Source organism: Naumannella halotolerans (assembly GCF_004364645.1).
Taxonomy (GTDB): domain Bacteria; phylum Actinomycetota; class Actinomycetes; order Propionibacteriales; family Propionibacteriaceae; genus Naumannella; species Naumannella halotolerans.
In genome coordinates, this window is record NZ_SOAW01000002.1 from 476401 (window position 1) to 493243 (window position 16843).

Annotated in this window: 19 protein-coding genes; 14 read left to right on the plus strand and 5 right to left on the minus strand. The window is 66.8% G+C overall.

Going from position 1 to position 16843, the window contains the following annotated elements; genetic code table 11:
* Nucleotides 1-10: 10 nt before the first annotated feature.
* Nucleotides 11-475: a hypothetical protein gene (locus CLV29_RS13350; RefSeq protein ID WP_133755563.1), complete on the minus strand. Its 465-nt coding sequence runs from the start codon at nt 473-475 to the stop codon at nt 11-13.
* Nucleotides 476-521: 46 nt separating this feature from the next.
* Nucleotides 522-1055 (minus strand): hypothetical protein, encoded by a 534-nt coding sequence (locus CLV29_RS13355; protein ID WP_133755564.1) that lies wholly within the window; start codon nt 1053-1055, stop codon nt 522-524.
* A 203-nt stretch (nt 1056-1258) separates the two neighbouring features.
* Between CLV29_RS13355 and CLV29_RS13360 the strand changes: the two genes are divergently transcribed.
* The 13 genes from CLV29_RS13360 (at nt 1259) to CLV29_RS13420 (ending at nt 14060) form a co-directional block, all read left to right on the plus strand.
* Nucleotides 1259-1909: a prepilin peptidase gene (locus CLV29_RS13360; protein ID WP_133755565.1), complete on the plus strand. Its 651-nt coding sequence runs from the start codon at nt 1259-1261 to the stop codon at nt 1907-1909.
* Between the two features lie 62 nt (nt 1910-1971).
* Nucleotides 1972-3795, plus strand: coding sequence for a vWA domain-containing protein (locus tag CLV29_RS13365; protein ID WP_133755566.1), 1824 nt, complete (start codon nt 1972-1974; stop codon nt 3793-3795).
* Nucleotides 3796-3904: 109 nt separating this feature from the next.
* Complete coding sequence (locus tag CLV29_RS13370) at nt 3905-5107, plus strand: hypothetical protein (RefSeq protein WP_133755567.1); 1203 nt, start codon at nt 3905-3907, stop codon at nt 5105-5107.
* The gene (gene cpaB, locus CLV29_RS13375) at nt 5104-5832 is read left to right on the plus strand and encodes a Flp pilus assembly protein CpaB (RefSeq protein WP_133755568.1); all 729 of its coding nucleotides are present in this window, start codon (nt 5104-5106) and stop codon (nt 5830-5832) included. Before CLV29_RS13370 ends, cpaB begins: the two co-directional genes overlap by 4 nt.
* Complete coding sequence (locus CLV29_RS13380; protein ID WP_133755569.1) at nt 5829-7472, plus strand: CpaE/TadZ family protein; 1644 nt, start codon at nt 5829-5831, stop codon at nt 7470-7472. The genes cpaB and CLV29_RS13380 overlap by 4 nt, the downstream gene beginning before the upstream one ends.
* Nucleotides 7472-7825, plus strand: coding sequence for a TadE/TadG family type IV pilus assembly protein (locus tag CLV29_RS13385; protein ID WP_133755570.1), 354 nt, complete (start codon nt 7472-7474; stop codon nt 7823-7825). Before CLV29_RS13380 ends, CLV29_RS13385 begins: the two co-directional genes overlap by 1 nt.
* Entirely contained in the window at nt 7822-9129 is a 1308-nt protein-coding gene (locus CLV29_RS13390; protein WP_133755571.1) for a TadA family conjugal transfer-associated ATPase, read from the plus strand. Before CLV29_RS13385 ends, CLV29_RS13390 begins: the two co-directional genes overlap by 4 nt.
* Entirely contained in the window at nt 9111-10049 is a 939-nt protein-coding gene (locus tag CLV29_RS13395; RefSeq protein ID WP_133755572.1) for a type II secretion system F family protein, read from the plus strand. The genes CLV29_RS13390 and CLV29_RS13395 overlap by 19 nt, the downstream gene beginning before the upstream one ends.
* Nucleotides 10049-10963 (plus strand): type II secretion system F family protein, encoded by a 915-nt coding sequence (locus CLV29_RS13400; RefSeq protein WP_133755573.1) that lies wholly within the window; start codon nt 10049-10051, stop codon nt 10961-10963. Before CLV29_RS13395 ends, CLV29_RS13400 begins: the two co-directional genes overlap by 1 nt.
* 50 nt (nt 10964-11013) lie before the next feature.
* Complete coding sequence (locus CLV29_RS13405) at nt 11014-12165, plus strand: sensor histidine kinase (protein ID WP_133755574.1); 1152 nt, start codon at nt 11014-11016, stop codon at nt 12163-12165.
* Nucleotides 12144-12818: a response regulator gene (locus CLV29_RS13410; protein WP_208292955.1), complete on the plus strand. Its 675-nt coding sequence runs from the start codon at nt 12144-12146 to the stop codon at nt 12816-12818. The genes CLV29_RS13405 and CLV29_RS13410 overlap by 22 nt, the downstream gene beginning before the upstream one ends.
* A 143-nt stretch (nt 12819-12961) precedes the next feature.
* Nucleotides 12962-13183 carry a hypothetical protein gene (locus CLV29_RS13415; RefSeq protein WP_133755575.1) on the plus strand — a complete coding sequence of 74 codons (222 nt, stop codon included), beginning with the start codon at nt 12962-12964 and terminating at the stop codon, nt 13181-13183.
* Between the two features lie 169 nt (nt 13184-13352).
* Entirely contained in the window at nt 13353-14060 is a 708-nt protein-coding gene (locus tag CLV29_RS13420) for a pilus assembly protein TadG-related protein (RefSeq protein ID WP_133755576.1), read from the plus strand.
* A 7-nt stretch (nt 14061-14067) separates the two neighbouring features.
* Here CLV29_RS13420 and CLV29_RS13425 read toward each other — a convergent pair whose 3' ends face one another.
* Genes CLV29_RS13425 through CLV29_RS13435 form a run of 3 tightly spaced genes read right to left on the minus strand, consistent with a single transcriptional unit; the run spans nt 14068 to nt 16348 of the window.
* A complete protein-coding gene (locus tag CLV29_RS13425) occupies nt 14068-14511 on the minus strand; it encodes a hypothetical protein (protein ID WP_133755577.1) in 444 nt (147 codons plus the stop codon).
* The gene (locus tag CLV29_RS13430) at nt 14508-15050 is read right to left on the minus strand and encodes a hypothetical protein (RefSeq protein ID WP_133755578.1); all 543 of its coding nucleotides are present in this window, start codon (nt 15048-15050) and stop codon (nt 14508-14510) included. Before CLV29_RS13430 ends, CLV29_RS13425 begins: the two co-directional genes overlap by 4 nt.
* On the minus strand, nt 15047-16348 hold the full coding sequence (locus CLV29_RS13435) for a hypothetical protein (protein ID WP_133755579.1): 1302 nt from the start codon (nt 16346-16348) through the stop codon (nt 15047-15049). The genes CLV29_RS13430 and CLV29_RS13435 overlap by 4 nt, the downstream gene beginning before the upstream one ends.
* 62 nt (nt 16349-16410) lie before the next feature.
* Here CLV29_RS13435 and CLV29_RS13440 point away from each other — a divergent pair, with 62 nt between their 5' ends.
* Nucleotides 16411-16800 (plus strand): DUF192 domain-containing protein, encoded by a 390-nt coding sequence (locus CLV29_RS13440; RefSeq protein ID WP_208292956.1) that lies wholly within the window; start codon nt 16411-16413, stop codon nt 16798-16800.
* Nucleotides 16801-16843 lie beyond the last annotated feature (43 nt).

A 16843-nucleotide genomic window follows, 5' to 3' on the forward strand; every position in this document is an offset into this window, starting at 1 on the left:
TGATCGTGCCTCAGCCTCGGCGCGAGCGCAGCACCCAGACCGCCGCCGCGGCTGCTGCGGCGCCGACCACGGTGAGCAGCAGACCGAGCAGCGTCCAGCCGATCGCCGGCGGATTGATCGCAGGTGAGGCCATCGTGGACATCAGTGTCAGAGCGCCGCCGATCACCAGCGTCACACCCGCACAGACCCCGACCATCGCCGCCAACGGACGACCGCGGCGCGGGGCCAGCAGACCGGCTGCCAGGCCGCCGAGGATGCCACCGATCAGGTTGATCAACAGACCGACCGCACCGGTCGAGTTCCCGGTGGCCACAAGCGCGAAGCCCGACAGGAGATAACCCAGTACCTGGCCGATCGCTGAACCGATCACCATCCGGCTCACCAGGCGAGGCCAGCTCAGCGGTGCCTGTGATGAGTCGGGGACGGCTCGCTGGCGGGAGTACGCGCCACGCTGATGGGGGTGCTCGGAGGTCATGACTGCCTTTCCTTCAGGGGCCGCGCGAGCAGCATCGACATGCCGTTCATCGTCCGGTGTCCGCCGAGATCTCGAACGACTCCAGCAGGCGCCGTTCGAGATCGGGATCGTGGGTGGGGGTGAGGGTCGCCACTGCGGCCGATTGCGGATAGGGCCAGACGGCGCCGACGATCCAGGTTCCCACCACGTCGTTGCCCTGCGGGTCGTCGATGGTGAAGCGCACCAGCCGACCGGTGGTGGCTCCGCGCAGTTCGACATCTCTGGACTCGACGATCTCGAAACCCTCGAAGGTCACCTGCGCCTGTGCGGTCAGAGTCGCCGCACCTTCGGCGGCCGAGGTGTAGTCGCCGAAGTCACCGGAGAGTCGGATCTGTTCGATCGAATCCGCTGCCACCGCCCAGCCGGCGGTCCACGGTTCCTCGGTCGGCACCTCGGTGGCCCAGGCGGCGGGGCGGTCGATGGTCAGCTTGCCCACCGTCACCTCGATGTAATTGGCATCCTCCGGGCTGGTGCAGCCGGCGAGCAGCACGATCGTCGCGGCGCCCGCAGCAATCACCGGACGGATCCGCTTCCGCTTCACGTAGGCTCCTTCACGTATCCGGCAACTGGTGCGCACGGTCGGCGACGACAGCGGTCAAACTACCACGGAGCCGTGGTCCGGACCGTTGTCCGAACCAGACGTGAGGAGCGCGCATAGGCCCCGCGGCTGGATGCGGTCAAGCAGCAGAGCAGCAGTTGCTACCGCAAGGGAACGGGGCGTCTGCTCGGGAGAGGAGCCATCGGGTGGGAGTTGCGCTGATCTGTGGATTGATCGCCGGCATCGCCGGGATCGGATCGGTGCTGTTGTTGCGTCCACGGCACTACGTCCATGAGGGTTCGGAGCAGCACCGAAAGATCCCCCTCTGGCCGCTTCCCCTGGCAACCGCCTGGGGTGGATTCGCCACCGCCCTGCTCGGTGGCGACAACTGGACCGTGACGGGTTTGCTGGTTGCGGCCTGGATCTGGGGAATGTCGCTGGTGGTGATCGACATCGAGGTGCACCGACTGCCGGATCGGATCGTACTGCCCGCCTACCCAGTGGTGATTGCCGTGCTCGCAGTGGCAGCCGGTACCGACGGCGAATGGTGGCCGTTCTGGCGGGCGATGATCTGCATGGTGGCAGCCCTGGTCGGGTACTTCCTGCTCGCAGTGGTCGGCTCGGGCAGTGCGGGACTGGGGCTGGGAGACGTGAAGTTGGCCGGTGTCCTGGGCGCCCTTCTCGGGTGGTTCGGCTGGACGGCGGCGCTGGTCGGTCTACTGGCCGGCTTCGTGCTCGGGGGGCTGGTTGCGATCATCCTGCTGATCACCGGGCGCGCCGGACGGCGCGATCACCTTCCCCTCGGCCCGGCCATGATTCTCGGCGCGGCCGTCGTCTGGACTCTTCCGCTGGTCTGAGGCCGTGCCGGCGCAAGTGCCGGTACAGTCTGGCCCGACCCCGAGGAAACGGAGCCCCCTGCATGTCCCTGAGGTTGTTGCCACTGCCGACGGTTGCCCTGGCCGCCACGCTCGCTGTCGGGCTCGCTCCCGTCCCGGCCCATGCCGAGGACGACCAAGCCACCCAGGTGATGCTGCTGCTCGACGTGTCGGGGTCGATGAACGAGTCGGTGGATGGCTCAAGCACCAAACTGGAGGCTGCGCGGAAGGCACTCCGGGCCGTCGGTGAGTCCCTGCCCGAGGGGACCCAGGTGGGGTTGCGGGTCTACGGATCGGAGATCGCAGAGTCCAAGGAGGTCAATCCGGCGGCCTGCGAGGACACCGAACTGGTGATGCCCATGGGTGCCTTGCAACGTGATCGGATGTATGCAGCAGCCGACTCATTCGAAGCCAAGGGGGAAACACCGATCGCCTATTCCCTGGAACAGACCGTCGGTGACTTCGAGGAGAACGGCAAGAAGGTCGTCGTGTTGATCTCCGACGGGGAGGAGAACTGTTCCCCCGACCCGTGTGCGACCGCCGAAGAGTTGGCCGACGCCGGGGTCGACCTGCAGTTCAATGCCGTCGGCTTCGGGGTGAACAACGAGGCTCGCAGCCAGTTGACCTGCATTGCCGAGAAGGGCGGCGGCGCCTACTTCGACGCCGACAACACCGACGAACTGGTGGAAGCGATCGAGAAGCTGGCGACCCGGGCTTTGCGCCCGTTCGCGATCTCCGGGACACCGGTCGAGGGAACCTCGACGGCTCCGGGCGCACCGGTGGTGGGGGCAGGGCAGTACACCGACACGATGCCGGTCGGGGAGACCCTGCACTACCGGATCGAGCGGTCCGTACCCGGTTCCTGGATTACCGCGACGGCGGACACGGTGATGACACCGGACGGCATCGTCACCCAGGAGAACTGGTCGGCGACACTGAGCGATGAACAGGGCAATGAATGTGCCTCCGAGGTGGACCGGAGCTCATCCAGCTTCACCTCCGACCGCGTTCTGGGGGTGGCGGTCCGTTCCACCGACGCCTGTTCCGACGGGCCACTCTTCCTGGCCATCGAGCGGGATCAGGTCGCCGGGGGGACCGATGCGGCGAAGGAGTTCGAGATCGTCATCGACGAGGAGCCGCCGATCACCAATTACGACCAGTTGCCCGAGCCGGCGACGATGCCCTCAGGGCAGGATCCGGTCGAGGAGCAGGGGGACACCGAGGCCGTGACCGGCGGTACCGCATTCTCCGACGCCGGGGAGATCGGTGAAGGCAGTTGGCGCGACGAGGTCACCGTCGGCGAGACCGTGTTGTACAAGGTGCCGTTGGAGGCCGGTCAGTCCTTCCGGGCCACAGTGGTGGGGCCCGGTGACGGCGATCCACCGGTCGACGGTGCTGCCTCGCTGGTGGTGCGCAGCCGCACCCTCGGGGTGGACCGGGCCGAACTGGCCAGCACTTCCACGGTGCTGATGCGCCAGAACTCACCCGCCGAGCTGACGGTGGGAACGCCCGAGGTACGCGTCCGCAATCGTGAGAGTTCAGGGGCCGTGGCGAGCGCATCGCAGGCCGGTGACTACTACCTCGCAGTGGAGGTCGAGCCAGGGCAGCCCGATCTTCGCGGCCGCATCCTGCCCATTCAGGTGAACCTGGCGATCGAAGGGGAGCCTGCCGGGGCACCGGTCCACGCCGAACCCGAGCCGACTGCCGAACCGAGCATCGAACAGCCGACCGAGGATCCGGCTCCGGTCACCGAGGGTGAACCTGGCACGCCGCGGTGGGTCCCCCTCGCGCTGGTCGGCGGTGGTGTGCTGCTGCTCGGTGTCGGTGCCGGTGCCGGTCTGCTGATCGCTCGCCGGGTACGACGGTGAAGCCGGTTCGGCGCTCTGCGGGGGTCGCCGACCATTTCGGCAGAGGCTCTGAAGATGCGCCGACGCGGTGATAGCTTTCGATCGGTTCACCAGCAGGAAGGGGAATGTGATGCTTTTGGCGGTCGTGGGCGTTGAGGACTTCGAGGGCGTGGCAGGCGTTCCCCAGCCTGAGTCGACGGCATTGTTGGACGCGATCGAACGTGTTGCGGCGCCGATCTCCGACGACGACCACGTCCTGATCCTGGTGCCGCCGGACTACGAGGTGCAGACCCGGGAACTCGTCCATGTGGCCATCGCCAGTCATCCGGAGAAGTATTTCGGAATTCTTGCCCTCAACCACCACCCTTTCGGTCTGACCGGCCTGGCTACCACCGTGAAGTGGGCCGAGGGCCGGGCGTGGCACGACCCCGGTGAGGCGGTCGCGGTGGTCCGGCAGTTGGCACTCAGCTCACGCAGCCTGCTCTGGCATCCGCGTGGACTCACGCGTGGCCTGAAGCCCACGACCAGACAGCGTCTGCGCAGTTGGTTCGGCCGCCCGGGGTTCTTCAGCGTGCTCGGTGATCCGACATTGGTCGATGGTGTCGACGGCCCGCCGCTGCCGGACCACAGCAGGCTCAGCGTGGCCGGTGAGGTGTCCGGGCTGCTGGCCGAGCAGCTCACCGGTGTCGACTACGGAACGGTCGGTGTGCGTTCGACGATCCGGCCTCCGGTGGAAGGTCGGGGTGCCGTGGAACTCTTCGCGCTGGGTTCGCTGAAACCGGTCCGTGAACTCGATCAGCGCTGCCCGACCTGTGGTGTCTCGATCGGCGCCGGTGGCTGCCTCTACTGCTCCCAACGCGGACTCGCCGGGGCCGACGTGGTCGCGCTGGCTTCCCCGGAGGAGATTCGCGCGACCGCTGCGGCCATCGATGCGACCGGCGGGGGCGCGGCCGTCGGCTTCGGTGGTACCCGTACCCAACCGACCGCCCGGGCCCAACCGACCGCCCGGGCCCAACCGGCTGCCCGGGCCCAATCGACCGCCCGGGCCCAATCGACCGCTCAGGCTCAACCGTCCGTTCGCACCTGGGGCACGTCGGCGCCGGCCAGGGCCGCGATCGCCGAGGAATCCGGTTCCGACCGTGACGCCGGTCCGGGCTCGGTTCCCGCGCGGGCAGCCGGATTTCCCGGGCCCGCCCGAGCGACCAGTGTCCCTGGGCCCAATTCCAGCGGGTCCGTGAGCCCTGTCGAAATGGCCCCGGACCAGCAAGGCTTCGGTATGGACCCGCCGTCCACCCGAACTGTTCGAAGTTCCCGGTCTGGAGGTAACCGATGAATCCGCGCCAGCGGCGTGGCGTGTTCCTGATGATCTTGGCCGCCGTGGTTGCCGCGGCTGTCTTCGTCGGGGTCTCGAACTACGTGCGGGAGGTGAACAGCCGAGTGGGGCCGATGGTCACCATCTATCAGGTCAAGGAGGATCTGCAGGCGTTCACGACGTTGTCGGGCGACAACACCGAACCGGTCCAGGTCCCCGAGCGGTGGGCGGCGGCGAACACCGTTCTGCAGAGCCAGGACATCGACGGCCGGGTGACCGCGGTCCCGATGGCTGCCGGTTCGCCGATCAGTCTCGATGTCCTGGTCCCACCCAGTGACCTGAATGCCGATGAACGTGAGATCGCCGTGAACGTCGATGCGGTGACCGGTATCGCCGGCCGGATACGCCCCGGCGACCGGGTGGATGTCTACGCGGTGTTCGCCGATGTGCCCGGTCTGCCGCAGCAGGCGCGGATCCTGGTCGAGAACGTCCGGGTGGTTTCGGTTGCCGGTCAGCAGCAGGTGCTGTCGCCGGACTCGGAGACCCTGCAGGATGTGATCCCGGTGACCCTCGCGCTGCCGTCGGAAGCTGCCCTCTCGGTCACCTACGCCAACACCTTCGCGGCTCAGGTGCGGCTGGTCGGTCTACCTCCCGGGGTTGCCCAGGATCGGTCGGACGAGGAGAAGACCTACGACGCCTCCCAGCTCGGAGGCGACGCCGTGCCGGTGGAAGGAGCGGGGTCGTGAACCATGTGGTGATCGCCATCGCCGACCAGGTGCTCAATCAACAGTTGCGTACCCGGTTGGAGGAGTCCGACTTCGATGTCACCGTGGACGGTGTCGCCGAATCACCGAACGAACTGGCCGCCATCGTCCTCAAGCACCGGCCGCAAGTGCTGTTCGTCCACGATCACTTCGGTGGCAGGCCCGGTGCGGTGTTGCCGGTGGTCCGGGACCTGATCAGCCGGGATCCGGGCCTTTCGGTGCTCGTGGTCAGCTCCGCGCGCGGTGCGGAGGTCTACAGCAATGCCATGGACATGGGGGCGGTCGGGGTCCTGCTGGACCCGTTCGGGTTGGAGGAACTGAACCAACGCCTGGGATCGGCGATCGAGCGCAGCCAGGTCATCCGGGCGGCTGCCGGTGACGGTGGCGGTCGTAATCGGGTCGACGACCCGGGTCGGGTGATCAGTATCGCCGGGGCGAAGGGCGGCGTCGGGACGACCATTTTCGCCACCCATCTCGCCTGGGACATCGCCACCAGTGAGCCCGGGATGCGGGTGTGCCTGATGGATCTGGACATCGAGAAGGGCGACGTCCCCAGCTATCTCGATGTGAACCACCGGGTCTCGATCGCCGACCTGGCCAAGATCAGCGATGATCTGGCGCCGCGATCGGTCTCCGACACCGTGATCGTGCACACCAGCGGACTTCACCTGTTGCTGGCCCCGACCGAGATCCGTGAGGCGGAGTTCGTCACCCCCGATGCCGTGCGACGAATCATCGCCCGATTGCGGACGATGTACCACCTGGTGATCGTGGACACGGGGTCTGCGGTGACGACCAGTCAGGCGGCTGCTGTCGAGTCCTCAGACCTGACGGTGCAACTGGTCAGGGCCGAGGTGCCGGCACTGCGGGCGGCACGACGGCAGATGGTGGCCTGGGAGTCGTTGGGGGTGGCCGAGCCGGAGGACGTGCGGGTCGTGGTCAACCGCTTCGACAAGCGGGGTGAGATCCAGCAGGACACGATCGATCGATTGGTTCTCGGTGAACGCTCACAGATCCTGTTGCCGGTGCTCGATCAGGCACTGTCACGAGCAGGCAACACCCGTACGCCCTCGGAGGTACGCAACCAACGGTGGTGGAAGAGTGTCCGGGCCATCGGTGACGAACTCGATGTGGCGCAGAAGTTCCGCGAGTCCCTGGCCGAGTCGGCCGGAACCGCCACCAGCGTGCGGAATGCGGCAAGCGCAAGCGGTGGGTCGGTGGCCGCGGACGGCCGCCGTGGTGGAGCAGTGACCGGAGCGGCTTCCGGGAGCAAGGTCGCCCGTGGGCGGCGGAGTGCCGACGCCGGCCAGATCGCGTTGGAAACCGCGGCGATGTTCCCATTGGCCCTCGCGGTCCTCGTCCTGTGCATGCAGTTCCTGCTGCTCGGCCTGTCCTTCGTCTGGTGCGGGGTCGCCTCGGACGCCGCAGCGCGAGCTGTCTCGCTCGGTGAGGACCCGACCGCAGCGGTGGCTGCGGCCGTTCCCTCGGGAATGTCCACCTCGGTGTCCTTCACTCCGGATGGCCAGGTCGAGGTCGGTGTGGATTCGCCATTGCTGGTGGGATCGGGGGTCACCCAGAGTGTCGAGATCGACACCCGGCGATCCGTTGTGGAGGAACCGTGATGGGTGGATCAGCGGACCGCCCGCCACGACGGTGCCGACGCGATCGCGGGTCGGCCACCTTGGAGATCGTCGCCCTGGTGCCGATGGTGATGGTGGTGCTGTTGCTCGGGATGCAGCTGCTCGCGGTCGTCTACACGGCCAATGCCGCTTCCCAGGCCGCCCGGGATGCGGCGCGCGCCTACTCCTTGGGACAGAGTCCGGTCTCGGCGGCCGAGGCAAGCCTGCCGGGGTCGTTGAGCCTGGTGTCGGTCGATGCCTTCGGCCCCGATCATGGTGTCCGGGTGGTGGTCGAGGCCCCGAGCTTCGTCGTGATCGCCGATCGTGATGTGACTCGTGAAGTGGTCATGCCATGAGGGCAGGGTTCAGCGAGAGTTTCGCCCGACGCAATCCGTTGGCCGGTGTGACCGACACCGACGACGCCCTGGTCGAACGATTCAAGACCCTGCTGCTGGACGAGGTCGACCTGACCGAACTCTCGCGGCTCGCCGAGGGTGAGCGACGTGCCCGGTTGGAGCGGGTGCTCGCGGCATTGATCTCCCGTGAAGGCGTGATCCTGTCCACTCGGGAACGCGGAACTCTGGTCCGCCGGGTGGTCGACGAGGCAATCGGCCTGGGTGTCTTGGAACCCCTGCTGTCCGACGAGACGATCTCCGAGATCATGATCAACGGTCACGAGACCGTCTATGTCGAACGCTTCGGTCAGTTGGAGCGGATTCCGTCAGGTTTCACGTCCGAGGAACAGCTGATCCAGACCATCGACCGGATCGTCTCCGCGGTGAACCGGCGAGTCGACGAGGCCAGCCCGATGGTGGATGCCCGGTTGCCCGCGGACTCCCGCCTCCCCCGAGGTGCGCGGGTGAACGTCGTGCTGCCTCCGCTGTCGCTGAACGGGCCCGCAGTCACCATTCGTCTGTTCCCGAAGGCCTACGGGCTGGCTGAGTTGATGCAGCGCGGCACCATGGACCAGCCCACGGCGGATCTCCTGTCGGCCTGCGTCCGGGCCCGGCTGAACGTGATCGTCTCCGGTGGTACTGCCTCCGGCAAGACCACCTTGCTGAATGCCCTGTCGCAGTTCATCCCCGGCCGGGAGCGCATCGTCACCATCGAGGATGCGGCCGAACTCTCCCTGTCGCAGGAACATGTGCTGCGGATGGAGACCCGTCCGGCCAACGTCGACGGCAAGGGCGCGATCGTGATCCGTGATCTGGTCCGCAACGCATTGCGGATGCGGCCCGACCGGATCATCGTCGGTGAGGTCCGGGGTGGTGAGTCCCTGGACATGTTACAGGCGATGAACACCGGCCACGACGGTTCATTGGCCACGGTGCACGCGAACAGCGCCGATGATGCGCTGTCGCGAATCGAGACCCTGGCGACCATGAGTGACGTGGAGGTCCCGTTCGCTGCGATCCGGGACCAGGTCAACAATGCGGTGCATGTGATCGTCCAGCTGACCCGGCACGCCGACGGGACCCGACGCGTCACCGAGGTGGCCCAGGTGGTCTCCCGACGTCGGGAGGACTACCGGCTGCAGACGATCGCGCGTTGGGACGCGATCGATCAACTGTTCCACAGGTACCCAGCACCGGAGCGGATGCTGAGTCTCCTGCAGTCCGGTGGAGAGCCTCTGCCGGACACGTGGACGGTGACGAATTGACCGGGATCTATCTCGGACTCCTGCTCTTCGTCGGTCTGGTGGCGGCGGCGGTGGCGGCGTTCTGGTCCGATGTCCTGCAACGCCGCCGGATGATCACCGGTGCCACGGTCGGCACCGAGCGAGCCGGGGTCAGTGGGACCCCGTGGGGGCGTCTGAGCGGATGGTTCACGCGTACCCGCCCGGGACGATACCTGCAGACCGAACTGACCTTGTCCGGGCTCAGCTATCCGCCGCTGTCCGTGGCGATCGTGCTCCTGGTGCTGACGATCGTCCTCCCCTATGTGCTCAGCGCCCTGTTCGCTCCGCTGTTCGGTGCCCTCGGCCTGATCCTCGGATTCGTCATTCTGCGGGTCTGGCTGCGACGTCAACGCGCTCGCCGACAGGAGCGCTTCGTGCAACAGATCCCGGAGTTGGCCCGGGTGCTCTCGAATGCGGCCAATGCGGGTCTGAGCATCATCACCGCTTGGTCGATCGCCGAACGTGAGATGTACGAACCGGCCAGGACCGAGATCCAGAAGGTCAATGAGGCGGTGCGGTTCGGCGCGCCTTTGGAGACCGCGCTGGGGCACCTGTACGAGCGGGTTCCGGCCCGCGAGGTGCGGGTGCTCGTCTCCACCCTGGCAGTGAGCATCAGGTCCGGCGGTTCCTTGGTAAAGGCGCTGCGCGACATCTCGGTCACCCTCGACGACCGCAAGGAGGTCCGGCGGGAGGTGCGAACCACGCTGGCTCAGGCGCGGGTCACCAGTTGGCTGGTGGCGGCCATGGCTGTCGGCATGCTGGTGATGTTGAATGTGATCCAGCCGGGAACCGTGGAGAAGATGACTCAGAACATCATCGGCCAGGTCACCTTGGTGGTCGGTTTCAGCCTGCTGGCGCTGGGCCAGTTCCTGGCCTATCGAGTGACGAAGGTCGACGTCTGATGTTGTCCTTCTCCGCGCTCTGGCCCGCGATCGGTGCCAGCGGAGCGTTCGTGATGGCGCTCATCGGGTACCGGATGATGCGGGGCAATCCCAGCGACTACCTGGACGCCGAGGACATCCTGCTGCTGCGCGAGCAGCGCAGGCGGGAGAGGGCGCGGGGGGCCACACCGCTGGGGCGGCTGGCGGCGAAGCTCACCCCACAGTTGCGCAGGCTGATCGGGCGGCGCGGGGTGGAGTACCTGCAGCGACAGATCGCCAATGCCGGGAGCCCGGCGGACATGAGCGTCGACGGACTGCTCAAATCGGTGGCTCTGTGGGTCCTGATCATGCTGCCCCTGGCGATCTTGTTCCTCGCCCGGGGAATGATCGTGGTGGCGGCGATGTTGCCGCTGCTGGTCGTGTTCATGCCCTTGATGCCGTTGTTGCGCCGGGCCCGGATCCGGCGGGAATCGATCGACAACGACCTACCCGACTTCTTGGACATCTTGTCGGTCACGGTGTCGGCAGGGATCGGTTTCCGGGCCGCACTGTCCCGGGTGGCGGATCGTTTCCGAGGTCCCCTGGCCGAGGAGATTCGGTTGACACTCGATCAGCTGGGGCATGGTGCCCCACTGCGTGTCGCCTTCAACGGGTTGCAGGAACGTACCGGCTCGGTTGCCGTTCGTAGTTTCGTGACGGCGTTCCTGCAATCGGAGGAACTGGGCGCACCACTGGCCGCCACCTTGAACCAGATCGCCGTCGACATGCGACGGGAACGGAGCCAGGCTCTCCGGAAGTCCGCGGCGGAGAAGGCGCCGCAGGTCACGTTGATCACCTCGTTGTTCCTGGTCCCGGCAGCGTTGTTGTTCGTGGTGGTCGGTCTGGTGATCGGCGCCGAGATCGACTTCGCCGAGATCTTCCGGTCCTTCCAGTGAGTGGGGCGGCGCCGGACATTCGGCTTCCGGCCGAGGATGACGATGCGGAGATGCTGCTGCAGGACGGCCAGTTCAGCTGGCTGGTCCGCTGGTGTTTCGTCTCCCGACTGATCTGCCTGGCGATCGCCTCTCCGGTGATCTTCTGGTTCGAGCCCTCGCCGGTGGCCGTGATCTGTCTCGTGCTGCTGATCGGCAGCAGTTTGGCGTTGAGCCGCAGTGTCTGGCTGATCCGGCAGATCATCAGGCACCCGTTGTGGGCCTCGGCGGATGTCCTGGTCAGCGCGCTGCTGATCCTTGCGGTCCCGGTCGGTCAGCCGGCTGTGCTGACCGTGATCTCCACTGCACTGATCGCCGGCATGCTCTTCCCCTCCCGGGTACTGGCGCTGCTGATCGTACCGCTGATGTTCGCCACCATGGTGCCGATGATCATGGGGCAGACCGGGACGGCGCTGCGGGATGTCTTGCTGACTGTGACCGGCCTTCCGGTGATCGTGCTCGGTGTGGCACTGATCGGCGCCGTGGTGAGGATCACTGTGCGCCGGTTGGTGCAGGCACAGACCGAAGTCGCCGCCGCGCAGTCGGAGAAGGCGGCTGCCGATGAGCGTGCCCGATTGGCGCGCGACATGCACGACTCGGTGGGGAAGTCGTTGCATGGCATCTCGCTGGCAGCACGCTCGCTGCCGAGGGCACTGGAGCGGAGCCCGGAGCTGGCCACGCAGACTGCCGACGAGCTCGCCCGGGCCGCTGAGGTGGCGGCTCGGGAGGCTCGGGAGATCCTTGTCGATCTGCGTCGGGGTGAACAGGATCGCCCGATGATCGAGGTCGTGACCGAAGTGGTGGGCACCTGGTCGGACCGGTCCGGGATCCCGGTCGCCTACGGCGGGGTACGCGCCGTCGACTGTCCCCCGGCGGTGGTGAAGCAACTGGTTCCGAGTCTGCAGGAGATGCTGCACAACGTGGAGAAGCATGCACGGGCGACGGCGGTGGAGGTCGAGTTGCTGGGCGATGCCGAGACGGTCACGGTGGTGGTCCGGGACAACGGGGTGGGTATCCCGGAGGGCCGCATGTCGCGGGCGGTCGACGGAGGTCACTACGGGTTGAAGGGCATCGGCGAGCGCGCCGAGTTGGTGGGTGGTGGAGTCTCCGTGGAGACCCCCAGCGGAGGAGGGACTGAGATCAGATGGACGGCGACCAGGCAATGAACGGTCATGAGGGCGAGGCGGCGCCTGCCGAGGGTGTATGCCGGGTGGGCATCGTCGACGACAATGCGGTCGTTCGGATGGGCATTCGCAGCCTGTTGACGACCGATCCTTCGATCACCGTGGTCGGTGAGGCAGCCAATGGTCACGACGCCGTCCAACTGGTGCGGCGCGAACACCCCGATGTGTTGTTGCTGGATGTCCGGATGCCCCGACAGGACGGTGTCTCGGTGGCCGTGGAGCTCTCCGGTGAGACGTCGATCGTGATGCTCACCTATTCGGAGGCCCCTGATGTCATCGGAGCGGCGGTACGGGCCGGGGCCAAGGGTTATCTGGTCCACGGGCACTTCGACGAGAACGAGTTGATCAGTGCGGTCCGGCTCGCCCACCGAGGTATGGGGACCTTCTCACCGCAGGCGATCACTGCCCTGGCGAGTCCGCGCCGCAGCCGGGACGGACTGATCGCGCAGTATCACCTGTCCGAACGCGAAGCCGAGATCATCGAACTGATCTCCACCGGTGCCGACAATACGACGATCGCCGGCTCGCTCTTCATCGCGGAGAAGACCGTGAAGAATCACATCAACCGGCTCTTCGCCAAACTGGGTGTCCGTAATCGGGGTGAGGCGATCAGTCTGTGGCTCGGTGACGCCTGATCCGAAACCGGGTTCGTTTTTGGGCCCAGGGTTGGGCCTTCGGGCCCATCACGGCGGACCGGCTGATCCGTAGTGTTCCTGTTGTGCCGCAGAGAGCGGCCGGAGAACTTCAAGAAAATCAAGACCGACTGAAGGGCATCATCATGAACAGCTTCCTGATCACCATCTTCGCCACCCTGCAGGCAACTCTGGACAACCGTTTGGGCAAGCGGGACAGCGGCCAGGGAACCTTGGAGTACGTGGGCATGATCGCGGTGGCCGCCGTCGTCATCGTGGCTGTCATCACCGTCCTGCAGGGCGCCGAGCTCGGCACCTGGGTCCAGGGCTTCATCGACAACGTGAAGAGCTCGGTCTCGGCTGGCTGATCCTCCTCCGGCACCGAATCGGCTGACCGAATCACCGGTCAGCCGATTTCGGCGTTCCGAGACGGACGGACAAAACTACTGGCGAGGCACTGCGGAAGTGGCTCGCCCCGCCCACAGCACCCCCACCCCGAGCAGACAGGGATCAGATGCCCGAGCAGACAGGGATCAGATGAAGGTCGTCAACCAGTCCCAGGTGCCGCTCCCGCACGACGCCGAGCGTGGATCCGGACCGGTCACGGTGGTGCTCTTCCTGGGAATCCTGGCAGTGGTCTTCGCCATCGGGGTGACCGCTGTCGGCGGCGTCGCCAACAAGGAGACCTCGGCCGCCCAAGCCGCGGCCGATGCCGCAGCACTGGCGGGTGCGCGGTCCATCTTGGACCGAGCACCGTCCGATCTGGCTCCGGGCTTCCGCTTTCCCACCGAGATCCCGGTGCTGCTCGGAGGGTCCGCCTGTTCGGCGCGGGGTCACGCGGAGGCCCAACGGCTGGCCCAGACCAACGGCGCGAACGTGACCGACTACTGCTGGAATCCGTTCACCGATCGGATCAGCGTCACCGTCACCCTGCCTGCCACCGAGGTGTCGGGTGATGTGGTGAGTGCCTCGGCCGTGGCCCAGACCCGGTTCGCTCCGGGGAGCTGCACGGTTGACCCTGGATTCGACATCCCGACGCCGTCACCGACGCCCTCGGCCGAGCCCCCCTCGCCGAGCCCGGGTCCGACTTCCACGCCTGAGCCGCCGCCGATCCTCGACACCGACATCGAATGCGGCGGATTCAGCTATCCGATCACTTGGGACATGAGCCTGAATCGATTCGTCTTCCTGGACCCTCCGTTGGCGACCTTGTTGGACGACCTCGACCCACGGCTGGTGGCCTGACGCTCGGTCAGCCCCGTCGCCAGGGGAGGTGCAGCGCAGGCACCACACGTCCGAACAGCGGCGCACTCAGTACCCCGAGCAGCCAGGGCAAGCCGCAGAGCAGTGCTTGTGTGGGCGCTACCTCGGTCCGCAGGACCACGACCACGGTGGCGACACCTATCAGCAGTGGAACAGTGCCGGCGAAGATCAAACTCCGAATGAATGAACGTTCCCGTCGCGGGACGGCCAACATGGCGATCGCGCTGGAGTAGAGACTCAGCAGTGCCGCGGCCACAGCCATCCGGGTGGTCGAGAAGACTGTGGTGCCCGAGGCTGTCCCGAACACGGCCATCGCCAGCATCGCCATCCCGAGGAGGGCGACCGACCAGGCGAGTGCTGCCCGCTTCGGCAGTGCCATCGGTTCTCCGGCAGGGTCGCGCTGGGCTGCGTAACTCCACTGTTGCTCACTCATCGATTCCACCGCGCCGACTCCACGACCCCGGTCAGCGCTGTGCCCGTGATGCTCCCGGAGCTCAACACCACGAGGATGCCGGCCGGCCCCGTCGAGCGAGTCAGCACCAACATCGCTCCCTCGTAGGTGATCCCGTCGGTGGTGGAACCAGCATCCGAGGTGAGCCGGTAGCGCAGATCGATGCGGGTACGCAGATCGCTGCTCGTTCCACGCTCGGTCCGACCCAGGATCTCCAGACCCGGTTGGGCGCCGGTGGCGGCGGAGGACATCATCAGGGCCAATACCTCGTCCGAACTCCCTGTGTGCAGGTCGGCCCGTGCGAGCATCACTGCCGAGGGCGCGACCTGGGACCCCCGGTATCCCTGCCACTGCCAGTTCAGATCGGGAACGACCACAGAGGAGCCTTCGGCCAAGTCCGCACCGGGAGTGAAGGAGAGGTCGCCCACCGTGAGGGTGTCGGCTCGGGCGAGAGGAACGCTCGCGCCGAGCAGCGTTGCTGCCCCGAGGAGGAGCAGGCTGCGGCGGTGCAACGGTCTCATCCCGTGCACCCCTCGTCGGTGGTGACATCGCGGCTGACCCGTACCGGTTGTGGATCCATCTGGCGCGCCTCGACCAGATCCGCTTCCTCCCACGGCCCCCGCTCGTCGAGGGCGAACTGCTCGCCGAGCTGCGCATCGGCCGCACCGACGGAGACCCCGGTGTAGGTGAGGCTGACGATGGTGGCGCTACGGGCAAGGAACGAGCCGAACCGGTCCTCGGCAGCGGGAACCTGCGTGCTCATGGCCGTACCCAGATCGATCATCACCCCGCCCTCGCGGGTGAGCCAGTCCAGGGTGACCTGACGCTCATCACGGGTACGTACCGGGATGCTCAGATAGACAACGTCGGTCAGGGCATCGGCTGCAGCCGGGCCGGACGGTGTGGCGGCGTTCTCCGCACCATCGGCGTCCTCCTCGGACGCGTCCTCGGCGAACGGATCCTGCGCGGTGGTGAAACCGATCACCACTTCGGTGATCTCCCCGACGGAGTTGATGGTCCATCGCAGTCTGCCGGTGATGTCCTCACCGTCGAGCTCTCCCTGCAGGGGCACGGTGAGATTCGACTGGGCGGTGATCGTGTTCACCGAGACCTCGGCCGAACGATCGGTGTCGATCGCCAGCCAGCGTCCGGACTTCGGTCGCGGTGGTTCGTCCTGACCGGTAGCGGTGGGAAGGGGGGAGACTCGCGGATCCTGATGGCTCCGCAGGATGGTCGGTTCCGGAATCTCCCAGCCGCTGCTGTCGAGGACTCCGCTGAGCAATGCCAGGGCGGACCGCTGCTGCACCCAACGTCGGTGTTCGGCGTCGATGGCCTCCACCAGTTCCTGGCCGCCCTGGCCACCGGGCAGGAACCATTCGCTGGGCATCGTCAGGGTGACCCCGGCGGTCGGATCGGACAGGGAACGTCCCTGCCCGGAAATCAGGTCCGGGACCTCGGCGTCGGCGGCGAATCGCAGCCGATCCTCACCTGACCGGGTCGTCGACCAGGTCAACGGTACCCCGGAAGCAGTGGTGAGACTGGTCACCTGGGCCTCCGGGATCACCTCGTCCAGGCGAGCCAGGGTGCGGCACTGTGCCGGAGCCAGGCTCCGTGCGGCGGCCTCGGCCGTCGAATCGATGCAATTCGACAGACCCAGGGAGCCGATCTGGCAGGCCAGTCGGCCGACCGAGCTCTGCGCATGACTGGGAAGCAGGCTCAGGGTGCCGGTCAGCCCCAGCACCACGAGCAGGATCGCGATGGTCCGATCCAATGCCTTGCCCCGGCGCTGGGTGCGCTCGATCGAGCGGTACCGCCCCACCAGAACCTCCCTTGTCCGCTGTCAGGCCGGCCCCTCGGACGGGCTAGTCTCGGCGGGACCTGTTGGAGTCTATCGATCGACGGGAGCATGTGTTGACCAAGGAACGGTGGTTCGGTCCGGGTGATCGGAGACTGATCTGTGACGGCCGGGTGGTGGCCCCGGTGGTGCTGGCGGACAGTTATCGATTGCGGCGCAAGGGGTTGCTCGGCACTGCTGGTGTGACCGGGGCGATCTGGTTGACCCCATGTGCCTCGGTGCACATGGTCGGCATGCGCTACCCGATCGATGTCGCGGTCGTCGACGCCGACGGGATGGTGCTGAAGCGGGCCACTCTCCGACCGTGGACCGGACTGACCTGGCCTGCCCGGGGTGCTCGGGCGACCGTCGAGGCAGCCGCCGGTTCCATGTCCGAGTGGGGTATCGAGGTCGGTTCGCGCCTGAGTGTCGGCTGAACTGGACGCCGGGGGCCAGACGTTCGGGTTTGCCCCGCAGTCC

Coding starts and splice junctions, on each gene's coding strand:
- CLV29_RS13350 (WP_133755563.1), bottom strand. CDS start 475: ATGACCTCCGAGCACCCCCATCAGCGTGGCGCGTACTCCCGCCAGCGA.
- CLV29_RS13365 (WP_133755566.1), top strand. CDS start 1,972: ATGTCCCTGAGGTTGTTGCCACTGCCGACGGTTGCCCTGGCCGCCACG.
- CLV29_RS13370 (WP_133755567.1), top strand. CDS start 3,905: ATGCTTTTGGCGGTCGTGGGCGTTGAGGACTTCGAGGGCGTGGCAGGC.
- cpaB (WP_133755568.1), top strand. CDS start 5,104: ATGAATCCGCGCCAGCGGCGTGGCGTGTTCCTGATGATCTTGGCCGCC.
- CLV29_RS13385 (WP_133755570.1), top strand. CDS start 7,472: ATGGGTGGATCAGCGGACCGCCCGCCACGACGGTGCCGACGCGATCGC.
- CLV29_RS13390 (WP_133755571.1), top strand. CDS start 7,822: ATGAGGGCAGGGTTCAGCGAGAGTTTCGCCCGACGCAATCCGTTGGCC.
- CLV29_RS13400 (WP_133755573.1), top strand. CDS start 10,049: ATGTTGTCCTTCTCCGCGCTCTGGCCCGCGATCGGTGCCAGCGGAGCG.
- CLV29_RS13405 (WP_133755574.1), top strand. CDS start 11,014: ATGCTGCTGCAGGACGGCCAGTTCAGCTGGCTGGTCCGCTGGTGTTTC.
- CLV29_RS13410 (WP_208292955.1), top strand. CDS start 12,144: ATGGACGGCGACCAGGCAATGAACGGTCATGAGGGCGAGGCGGCGCCT.
- CLV29_RS13415 (WP_133755575.1), top strand. CDS start 12,962: ATGAACAGCTTCCTGATCACCATCTTCGCCACCCTGCAGGCAACTCTG.
- CLV29_RS13420 (WP_133755576.1), top strand. CDS start 13,353: ATGAAGGTCGTCAACCAGTCCCAGGTGCCGCTCCCGCACGACGCCGAG.
- CLV29_RS13425 (WP_133755577.1), bottom strand. CDS start 14,511: ATGAGTGAGCAACAGTGGAGTTACGCAGCCCAGCGCGACCCTGCCGGA.
- CLV29_RS13430 (WP_133755578.1), bottom strand. CDS start 15,050: ATGAGACCGTTGCACCGCCGCAGCCTGCTCCTCCTCGGGGCAGCAACG.